This is a genomic window from Shewanella sp. S1-58-MNA-CIBAN-0166, assembly GCF_040310085.1.
In the GTDB taxonomy this organism is placed as follows: Bacteria; Pseudomonadota; Gammaproteobacteria; order Enterobacterales; family Shewanellaceae; genus Shewanella.
The window spans coordinates 1-281 of sequence record NZ_JBEOPN010000127.1 but is presented as its reverse complement, the minus strand read 5'-3'; the positions used below and the strand labels follow the sequence as shown (position 1 = coordinate 281).

General features: G+C 43.8%; 1 pseudogene. It reads left to right on the top strand.

Features of this window, described 5'->3' with window-relative positions:
* Window positions 1–281 (top strand): annotated as a pseudogene (locus AAEY99_RS21380) (4-hydroxyphenylpyruvate dioxygenase); the annotation flags it as partial.

Here is a 281-nt window from a genome sequence, read left to right as displayed (position 1 = left end):
GTTCTATGGGTTGGCGCGTAGAGAACGCTCAAGCGGCGTTTGAAGCTGCGGTTGAACGTGGCGCTAAGCCAGCTACTGATGCAGCAAATAAAGACTTACCGTACCCTGCTATTTACGGCATTGGCGACAGCTTAATATACTTTATTGAACAGTTTGGCGATAAAGGCTCTATCTACGCAAACGACTTTGAAGATTTAGCTGAGCAAAACGTCGTTAATGATAAAGGGTTCTTACGTATCGACCACTTAACTAACAACGTTTATAAAGGCACAATGGAAACA